The 9587-nt window shown below is 65.7% G+C and carries 9 protein-coding genes; all 9 read left to right on the forward strand.

Translation table 11 applies throughout. The annotated features are described in order from the left end of the window. Positions 1–2: 2 nt before the first annotated feature. A complete protein-coding gene (gene flgA / locus J1C47_RS08245) occupies positions 3–509 on the forward strand; it encodes a flagellar basal body P-ring formation chaperone FlgA (protein WP_207350258.1) in 507 nt (168 codons plus the stop codon). Next, positions 506–1705 carry a flagellar basal body P-ring protein FlgI gene (flgI, locus tag J1C47_RS08250; RefSeq protein WP_245396429.1) on the forward strand — a complete coding sequence of 400 codons (1200 nt, stop codon included), beginning with the start codon at positions 506–508 and terminating at the stop codon, positions 1703–1705. Before flgA ends, flgI begins: the two co-directional genes overlap by 4 nt. Continuing rightward, on the forward strand, positions 1705–2331 hold the full coding sequence (locus J1C47_RS23675) for a MotE family protein (RefSeq protein WP_207350259.1): 627 nt from the start codon (positions 1705–1707) through the stop codon (positions 2329–2331). Before flgI ends, J1C47_RS23675 begins: the two co-directional genes overlap by 1 nt. After that, complete coding sequence (gene flgH, locus J1C47_RS08260; protein WP_207350260.1) at positions 2328–3038, forward strand: flagellar basal body L-ring protein FlgH; 711 nt, start codon at positions 2328–2330, stop codon at positions 3036–3038. Before J1C47_RS23675 ends, flgH begins: the two co-directional genes overlap by 4 nt. A gap of 199 nt (positions 3039–3237) precedes the next feature. Next, positions 3238–3771 carry a flagellar basal body-associated FliL family protein gene (locus J1C47_RS08265; RefSeq protein ID WP_207350261.1) on the forward strand — a complete coding sequence of 178 codons (534 nt, stop codon included), beginning with the start codon at positions 3238–3240 and terminating at the stop codon, positions 3769–3771. Further along, positions 3768–4556: a flagellar type III secretion system pore protein FliP gene (gene fliP, locus J1C47_RS08270; protein WP_207350262.1), complete on the forward strand. Its 789-nt coding sequence runs from the start codon at positions 3768–3770 to the stop codon at positions 4554–4556. Before J1C47_RS08265 ends, fliP begins: the two co-directional genes overlap by 4 nt. A 144-nt stretch (positions 4557–4700) precedes the next feature. Beyond that, on the forward strand, positions 4701–5972 hold the full coding sequence (locus tag J1C47_RS08275) for a flagellin N-terminal helical domain-containing protein (protein ID WP_207350263.1): 1272 nt from the start codon (positions 4701–4703) through the stop codon (positions 5970–5972). A gap of 425 nt (positions 5973–6397) precedes the next feature. Continuing rightward, positions 6398–7672 carry a flagellin N-terminal helical domain-containing protein gene (locus tag J1C47_RS23980; RefSeq protein WP_207350264.1) on the forward strand — a complete coding sequence of 425 codons (1275 nt, stop codon included), beginning with the start codon at positions 6398–6400 and terminating at the stop codon, positions 7670–7672. A gap of 632 nt (positions 7673–8304) precedes the next feature. Next, a complete protein-coding gene (locus J1C47_RS08285) occupies positions 8305–9579 on the forward strand; it encodes a flagellin N-terminal helical domain-containing protein (RefSeq protein WP_207350265.1) in 1275 nt (424 codons plus the stop codon). The last annotated feature ends 8 nt before the right edge of the window (positions 9580–9587 follow it).

A 9587-nucleotide genomic window follows, 5' to 3' on the forward strand; every position in this document is an offset into this window, starting at 1 on the left:
CCATGGCCGCCGCTTTTCGCCCGATCCTCGCGCGCCTCCGCTCCGCCGGACGTTCTCCGGGCGGCCGCCTTCTCCTCGGCGCCAGCCTCGCGGCCGCGGTTTCGGGCGCGGCGGCGGCAGCCGAGCTCACCATGCCGGTGCCGACGGCGATCGTCTATCCCGGCCAGAGCATCGTCGAGCGCGGCCTCGGCACCGGCGACTTCATCGTCAAGGACGACAAGGTCGAGCTCTTCGTCCTCGACCAGAAGATGCTCCAGGGCATGGTCGCCAAGCGCACGCTCCTGCCGGGCAACGCCATCCGGGTGACCGACATCGCGCTGCCCGACCTCGTCAAGGCCGGGGCGCAGGTGTCGATGGTCTATCGCGGCTCGGGCCTCGTCATCACGGCCCTCGGCACCGCGCTGCGTTCGGGCGCCGAGGGTGACGAGGTGACCGCCCGCAACGTCGACAGCGGCGTCGTCGTCTCCGGCATCGTCGAGCCCGACGGAACGATCAGGATCGTGGAATGAACCTCTCGCGCATCATCGGCGTCGTCCTCGCCCTCGTCTCGATGCTGCCGACGGCCGAGGCCGCCGACATGATCGCGAGCCGCGGCTCGGCGGGGGGTGCCGGCTTCGACCAACCGTTCCGTCCGGTGCGCGGCGATCCCGGCTCCGCGGTCGGAACGGTGCGCATCAAGGACATCACCTCGGTGCATGGCGTGCGGGCGAACCAGCTCGTCGGCTACGGCCTCGTCGTCGGCCTGCAGGGCAGCGGCGATTCGATGCGCAATGCCCCATTCACCGAACAGTCTCTGCAGTCGATGCTCGACCGCATGGGCGTCAACATCCGCTCCCAGAGCGCCCGCGGCAAGAACGTCGCGGCCGTGACGGTGACCGCGGAGCTGCCGCCCTTCATCGGCACCGGCGAGCGCATCGACGTCACCGTCTCCTCGCTCGGCGATGCCTCGTCGCTGATGGGCGGCACGCTCGTCATGACGCCGCTCTACGGCGCCGACGGCGAGATCTACGCCGTGGCGCAGGGCTCGGTCGCCGTCACCGGCTTCACCACCCAGGGCGACAGCGAGAAGCTGACCCAGGGCGTGCCAACGACCGGCCGCGTCGCCAACGGCGCCCTGGTCGAGCGCGAGGTGCCGGGCTCGTTCAACGACGACGGCAAGCTCGCCTTCGAACTGTTCAACCCGGACTTCAAGACCGCAATCCGCATCGTCGACGTGATCAACGACTATGCGATGAAGCGCTGGGGCGTCGCCGTCGCCCAGGAGGAGGATCTGCGCACCGTGCATCTGCACCGGCCAGCCAAGGTCTCGCCCACAAGATTTCTCGCCGAACTCGGCGATCTGAGGGTGGCGCCGGACCAGCCGGCCCGCGTCGTCATCGACGAGCGGACGGGGACGGTGGTGATCGGCAAGGACGTCCAGATCTCGACCGTCGCCTTGACCCACGGCAACCTGACCGTCCGCGTCAGCGAACTGCCCTCGGTGTCGCAGCCCGCGCCGCTGTCGGACGGGCAGACGGTGGTGACTTCCGAAACCCTCGTCGAGGCGCAGCAGGACGGCGGCAACTTCGCCTATGTCGGCGGTGCCGATCTCGAAACGGTCGTTCGCGGCCTCAACCGCATCGGTCTCAAGCCGACGGGGATCATCGCGGTCCTCCAGGCGATCAAGACGGCCGGTGCCCTCCAGGCGGAACTCGTGGTGCAGTGATGATGAAGATGACCAAGGTGACGGGAACGGTTTTCGGGGTGGGCGCGCTGCAGGCATTCGTGGCGGCTGCGGCGCTGCTCGCGACGCTGACGGCGGCGAACGCTGCCGGCGGCGAGAAGAAGCCGCAGGAAAAGCCGGTGATCCCGCCGCAGGAGGTGCGCGTTCTCGACGAGAACGGCAATCCCGTCGAAGGCCCGAAGCCTGCGACCGAGGTCGAGAAATACTGCCTCAACATCGCCGACCGCGCCCAGGAGAAGCGCTACGCCCTGCAGCAGGCCAAGCTGAAGGAGATCGAGACGCAGGTCACCACGCAGATCGACGAACTCGAGAAACGCCGCGCCGACTACGAGATCTGGCTCGCCGAGCGCAAGAAGTTCCTCGACAGCGCCTCGGTGATCGTCGTCGACATCTATGCGAAGATGAATTCCAGCGCCGCCGCCGGCCAGCTCGCCAAGCTCGACCGCGACGCCGCCGCCTCGGTCCTGGTCAAGCTGAAGCCGCGCCAGGCGAGCTCGATCCTCAGCGAGATGGATGCCAGCACCGCGGCCGAGATTGCCGGTCGTATCGTCCAGAAGACCGCCGCCGGCACCAATGCCGCGCCGCCGGCGGCGGAGAAGCGTTCGTGACGAGAAGTCTTGTCGCCGTCCTCGCCCTTGCCGCGCTTGCCGGCTGTTCCACCACCAAGGAGGATGCGCTGCGCGAGCCGCATCTCTCGCCGGTGGGCAGCGGGCTCTACCAGTATCCGCCGGTGACGGTTCAGCCGGCGGCCTTTCCGGCCGCCGGTCCGCGCACGCCGCATTCCCTGTGGAGCGACGACCGTGCCGACTTCTACCAGGATCCCCGCGCCCTCGACGTTGGCGACATCGTCACGGTGAAGATCGAGATCAGCGACCAGGCCAAGCTCGACAACAATTCGCAGCGCTCGCGCACCTCCGGCGTCGGCAGTTCGCTCGGCCTGTCCGGCGCGCTCGGCAACTGGGTCCTGCCGGATGTCGACACCACGCTTTCGGCCGACGGCAGTTCGGAAGCCGAGGGCAAAGGCAAGGTCGACCGTTCCGAGAAGATCAACCTGTCGGTCGCCGCGGTAGTCACCCAGAAGCTGCCGAACGGCAACCTGTTCATCGCCGGCCAGCAGGAGGTGCGGGTGAACTTCGAGGTTCGCGTCCTGTCGATCGCCGGTATCATCCGGCCGCGCGACATCCTGCCGAACAACACCATCGACTACGACAAGATCGCCGAGGCGCGGATCTCCTATGGCGGCCGCGGACGGCTGACGGAAGTGCAGCAGCCGGGCTGGGGCCAGCAGATCTACGACATCGTCGCGCCCTACTGAGGCGCGACGCGCGATCTTTCATCCGATCGGCCGCCGGCGGGACGAGGGTTCCGCCGGCGGTTTCGCGTCCGTGATCGGGCCCTCCGCCGGCACGCAAGTTCCGGGCTAGCAAGCCGGTCTATCGCAGGTGTCGAGCGGCCGAAGCGGCGGGCATGACGCCCCGTCCGGACGGTCCGCGAAGACGAGAAGGCTTTGCTCGATGGCCGAGATCGACATTCCCGAACTCGAGGGCGACGGCAGGAAGAAGGGCGGCATGATGTCGACCATCGTCGCCGTCACCGTCGTCACGCTTGTCGCAGCGGGAGCCGGGGCAGGGCTCGGCTCGATGCTCGGATCGGGCGCGCCGGCGCCCGAGGCGCCGAAGCCGGCCGAGCCGGAAGCGGCGGCCGAGGGTCACGGCGAGCCGAAGTCCGACATCGCCGCGGCGCAGGAGCAGCCGACGCCGCTGTCGCTGATCGAGCTGAAGCCGGTCCTCACCAACATCTACGCCCCCGACAACACCTGGCTGCGGATCGAGGCCTCGCTGGTCGTCAAGCAGGACGAGAGCGTCAAGGGCGAGGTCCTCGCCGCCGAGGTCGAGGCCGACACGCTGGCCTTCCTGCGGTCGGTCCAGCTCGCCCAGGTCGAGGGATCGCGCGGCCTGCTCCACCTGCGCGACGATCTTCGCGAGCGCGCCAAGCTGCGCTCGCCCAACGTCGTCGACTATCTGATCCGCACGATGGTGGCGGAATGAGACGCGGCCTCGTCGCGCTCGGGCTTGCCGGCGCCGTTCTTCTCCTCGCCGCCCATCCCAGCCTCGCCCAGACCTCGAACAACGTCGCGCAGACGCTGTCCGACCTCCTGCCGGAAGGCGACGCCTCGGTCTCGGGCCGGATCGTCCAGCTGTTCGGCATCGTCACGGTGCTGTCGATCGCGCCGGGCCTGCTCGTCATGGTGACGTCGTTCACCCGGATCGTCATCGCCCTGTCGATCCTCAGGAGCGGGCTCGGCCTGCAGACGACGCCGGCCAACCTGATCCTCATTTCGCTGGCGCTGTTCATGACCTTCTTCGTCATGGCGCCGACCTTCGACAAGGCCTGGCGCGACGGTCTGCAGCCGATGCTCGAGAACCAGATCACCGAGGAGGAGGCATTCTACCGGATCAGCGAGCCCTTCAAGGACTTCATGCTGACGCAGGTGCGCGGGTCGGACCTGTCGCTGTTCGACAGTCTGGCGGCGAACAACAGCCGCGACCGGGTCGAGCCGGCGGAGCAGGGCGCTGCCGACGAAAGGGACGTCGACTTGAGGGTGCTGATCCCCGCCTTCATGATCTCCGAGCTGCGGCGCGGCTTCGAGATCGGCTTTCTGATCGTCCTGCCCTTCCTCGTCATCGACATGATCGTCGCGACCCTGACCATGTCGATGGGCATGATGATGCTGCCGCCGACGGTCATCTCGCTGCCTTTCAAGATCCTCTTCTTCGTCTTGATCGACGGCTGGAACATGCTGGTCGGTTCTCTCGTGCGGTCGTTCTACTGACAAAGCTTTGCCGGGGCTGACGTCTTTAACCGCGGTTTAACGTTAAGAAACTAGGTTAAGACCATCGGCGCCGGCATGAAGCGAGGGCCTTTAAAAGTGGTGGAATCCAATGAGAGGATGTTCCGCCCGTAAAGGTTGACTAGTATGACGAGTATCATCACCAACGTCGCCGCGATGACGGCCCTGCAGACCCTCCAGCAGACGAACTCGATGCTGGAAGACACGCAGAACAAGATTTCGACGGGCTACCGGGTTTCCGAAGCGAAGGACAACGCCGCCTACTGGTCGATCGCGACGACGATGCGTTCCGACAACAGCGCAATGTCCGCGATCATCGACTCGCTCGGCATCGGCGCGGCGATCGTCGACACCGGCTACACCGCCCTCTCTTCGGCCAAGGACGTTCTGTCCGAGATCAAGGCGAAGCTGACCACCGCGACCTCCGACGGCGTCGACCGGACCAAGATCCAGGGCGAGATCGACGCGCTCAAGGAACAGCTGCAGACGATCTCCGACTCGGCCTCGTTCTCCGGCCAGAACTGGCTGTCGAACACCGACGCATCGGCCAACAAGCAGATCATCTCGTCGCTGTCGCGCGGTTCGGACGGCACGCTGTCGGTCGGCTCGATCGCCATCGACATCTCCGACATCCGGATGTACTCGGCCGGTTCGGGCCTGATGGACAAGAACATCGACGTCGACAAATATGCGATCGCCGCAGGCACCGCGACCGTCGAGAGCTCGGCCATCGACTTCGCCGCCGCCGACGACAAGATCTCCTTCTCGGTCTCCCAGAACGACACGGCCTACCGCACCGTCGAGATCACCCAGCAGACCCTCGCCGATGCCGGGCTCAGCGACACGGTGATCCGCTCGAACAACGACCTCAAGGCGGTCTACGAGCAGGCGCTTGCAGATGCCGGCATCGACGGCGTCGACGTCGTCATCGACGGCTCCGGCAATCTGAGCTTCACCTCGCTCGAAACCTTCAACATCCGCGCCGGTGCCACCTCCGGCACGAGCTCGATCGCCGTCGCCGACATGGGACTTCCGTCGAGCGACATGACGGCTTCCGCGACCGGCAGCTATTCGGTCAGCGTGGAGAACCTCGACATCACCTCGGCGACCTCGGACGAGGTGCAGGCCTACATCAAGGTCGTGGACGAGGCGCTGTCGCAGGTCACCTCGGCTGCCGCGAGCCTCGGCGCCGTGCAGAACCGCGTCGACATGCAGCAGGACTTCGTCTCCAAGCTGATGGACACGGTGGATCAGGGCGTCGGCACGCTGGTCGATGCCGACATGACCGAGGAGTCCACCCGGCTGAAGGCGCTCCAGACCCAGCAGCAGCTCGGCGTCCAGGCGCTGTCGATCGCCAATTCCTCCTCGCAGGCGATCATGCAGCTCTTCCAGAACTAAGAGCCGCCATCCCTTCACCGCGCATTTCCGGCAAAGGCCGCCCCCCGGGGCGGCCTTTCGTCGTTTCCCCGCCCGGCCGCCGGAGGGGACCGGCCGCGGCGGCGACGCAGGGGTGGACATCCGCATCGTCCGCTCGGCCGGGCGCCGGCAAGCGCCGGCGCGGCAGTTCGATCCGCTATCATAAGCCTCTGAAATCATTAACTAACGAGCTTCGAGAATTCTTAACCATAAAAAGTAGTCTTAACGCCGCGAGGCCATTTCGGCGGTTCCGATTAAGGTCTCGGAAGGCATGCCGGTCGCATGGTAGCCCCATAGCGAGGTGGTCACGACAAAGCAAAACGACCACGGGCATGATGCCGTTTCGCTATTCCGGCCGATCCGGATTGTCCCAGATCTTCGATGTACTTGCGTACGGGACGTTTCTTATGACCAGCATTATGACCAATGCCTCCGCGATGACGGCTCTCCAGAGCCTCCAGTCGATCAACAACTCGCTCGACGAGACGCAGGCCCGCATCTCCACGGGCTATCGTGTCGCGGAAGCCCAGGACAACGCCGCCTACTGGTCGATCGCCACCACCATGCGGTCGGACAACCAGGCCCTTTCGGCGGTCGTCGACTCGCTCGGCATCGGTGCCGCCACGGTCGACGCGGCCTATACCGGCCTCAACTCCGCCAAGGACGTCCTGTCCGAGATCAAGGCGAAGCTGACCACCGCGACCTCCGACGGCGTCGACAAGTCGAAAGTCCAGGAAGAGATCTCCGCGCTGCAGGAGCAGCTGAAGACGATCTCCGACTCGGCTTCGTTCTCCGGCCAGAACTGGCTGTCGAACACCGACGGCACGACGGGCAAGCAGATCGTCTCCTCGATCTCGCGCGACTCCAGCAACCAGCTCAGCGTCGGTGCCATCGACGTCGACATCGACAGCTACCGGCTCTATTCGAACGATGCCGGTATTCTCGACAAGACAATCGACATCGACCAGTACGAGGGCGCCGTCGGCACCGCCGCGGTCCAGTCGACGACGGTCGACTTCGCCAATGCCGACGACAAGATCTCCTTCTCGGTCTCTCAGAACGGCGCTGCCGCCCGCACCGTCGAGATCACCAGCCAGACCCTGACCGACGCCGGCCTCAGTGACACGACGATCCGTTCGGACGCCGACCTCAAGGCGGTCTACGAGCAGGCCTTCTCCGACGCCGGCATCGACGGCATCTCGGTCGAGGTCGACACGACGACCCACGAGGTCACCTTCACCTCGCTGGAAGCCTTCAGTGTCACCAATGCCGCCGCCAGCGGTGCGTCCATCGGCTTCGGTGTCGCCGATCTCGGCCTGCAGAGCACCGACGTGACGGCGTCGGCGACCGGCACCTTCTCGACCAGCGTCGAGGACATCGACATCACCTCGGCGACCTCGGACCAGGTCCAGGCCTACATCAAGGTCGTCGACGAGGCGCTGTCGCAGGTCACCACCGCCGCGTCGAGCATCGGTGCGATCCAGAACCGCATCGATCTGCAGCAGGACTTCGTCGGCAAGCTGATGGACACGGTCTCGGAAGGCGTCGGCACGCTGGTCGATGCCGACATGACCGAGGAGTCCACCCGGCTGAAGGCGCTCCAGACCCAGCAGCAGCTCGGCGTCCAGGCGCTGTCGATCGCCAACTCCTCCTCGCAGTCGCTGCTCTCGCTCTTCCGCTAAGCGCAAGGAAGCAGCCCCTCCCTCATCGAGGGACGTTCGAGATCACGAAGGGCCCGGCCTCGCGCCGGGCCCTTCGTCGTTTTTGCACCCGGTCGCGGCTGCCGCGAAGCGGCGCGGCCGCGGCGGCGAGCCGGCGCTCCTGCCGGGCGGTTCCCGCTGCGACGCGCGGGAAAAGGGACGTGGGGCGCCGCCGGGCATCCGGGCGGAATCGGCCATGCCGCATCGAGACCGGATCGCCGCGGGCCGCGCGTCATGTCGGGCGGATGCGGCGGGGCGGCGCCGCGACCTCTGCGGGAGGTTTTCCCGCAACCGCTGCCTGCCGTCGTTAAGCATGAATCCGACAAAACAGCATCAGTAGTCGGCGGCCTTCGATTCAGCGTTAATGCACCTGGTGAATCGATATGATGAATCGGATTCGCAATTTAACTATCCTGTTTCGGTTTCTATTAGGCCTGACTCAGCTGAACTTTGAGGCCTTCTTGGCGATTAAGGAATTGGAGGGATTCGGACCTGCATGTTGTGGTCATAGCGAAGTGGTCGGACGGGAATTTTTGACCACAGGCATGATGCCGTTTCGCTATCCCGGCTGATCCGGATTGTTCCTATCTGTTACAGCGTATGGAACGCTTGCAATGACCAGCATCAACACCAACACGTCGGCAATGACGGCCCTCCAGAGCCTCCAGTCGATCAACAACTCGCTCGAGGACACCCAGGCCCGCATCTCGACGGGCTACCGCGTCGCCGACGCCCAGGATAACGCCGCCTACTGGTCGATCGCCACCACCATGCGGTCGGACAACCAGGCCATGTCCGCCGTCGTCGACTCGCTCGGCATCGGCGCCGCCACGGTCGACGCGGCCTATACCGGCCTCAACTCCGCCAAGGACGTCCTTTCCGAAATCAAGGCGAAGCTGACCACCGCGACGTCCGACGGCGTCGACAAGACCAAGGTTCAGGAAGAGATCTCCGCGCTGCAGGAGCAGCTGAAGACGATCTCCGACTCGGCCTCGTTCTCCGGCCAGAACTGGCTGTCGAACACCGACGGCACCACCACCAAGCAGATCGTCTCCTCGATCTCGCGTGACTCCAACAGCCAGCTGAGCGTCGGTTCGATCGACGTCGACATCGACAGCTACCGCCTCTATTCGGGGGATGCCGGTATCCTCGACAAGACCATCGACATCGACCAGTACGAGGGCGCCGTCGGCACGGCCGCGGTCCAGTCGACGACCGTCGACTTCGCCAACGCCGACGACAAGATCTCCTTCTCTGTTTCGCAGAACGGCGGTGCCGCCCGCACCGTGGAGATCACCAGCCAGACCCTGACCGACGCCGGCCTCAGCGACACGACGATCCGTTCGGACGCCGACCTCAAGGCGGTCTACGAGCAGGCCTTCTCCGACGCCGGCATCGACGGCATCTCGGTCGAGGTCGACACGTCGACCCATGAGGTCACCTTCAAGTCGCTGGAAGCCTTCAGCGTCACCAACGCCGCCGCCAGCGGCGCGTCCATCGGCTTCGGTGTCGCCGATCTCGGCCTGCAGACCACAGACGTGACGGCCTCGGCGACCGGCACCTTCTCGACCAGCGTCGAGGACATCGACATCTCGTCGGCGACCTCCTCCCAGGTCCAGGCCTATATCAAGGTCGTGGACGAGGCGCTGTCGCAGGTGACGACGGCTGCTTCCAGCCTCGGTGCCGTCCAGAACCGCATCGATCTGCAGCAGGACTTCGTCGGCAAGCTGATGGACACGGTCTCGGAAGGCGTCGGCACGCTGGTCGATGCCGACATGACCGAGGAGTCCACCCGGCTGAAGGCGCTCCAGACCCAGCAGCAGCTCGGCGTCCAGGCGCTGTCGATCGCCAACTCCTCCTCGCAGTCGCTGCTCTCGCTCTTCCGCTAAGCGCAAGG

Origin of the sequence: Jiella sonneratiae (genome assembly GCF_017353515.1) — a bacterium.
GTDB classification, from domain to species: domain Bacteria; phylum Pseudomonadota; class Alphaproteobacteria; order Rhizobiales; family Rhizobiaceae; genus Jiella; species Jiella sonneratiae.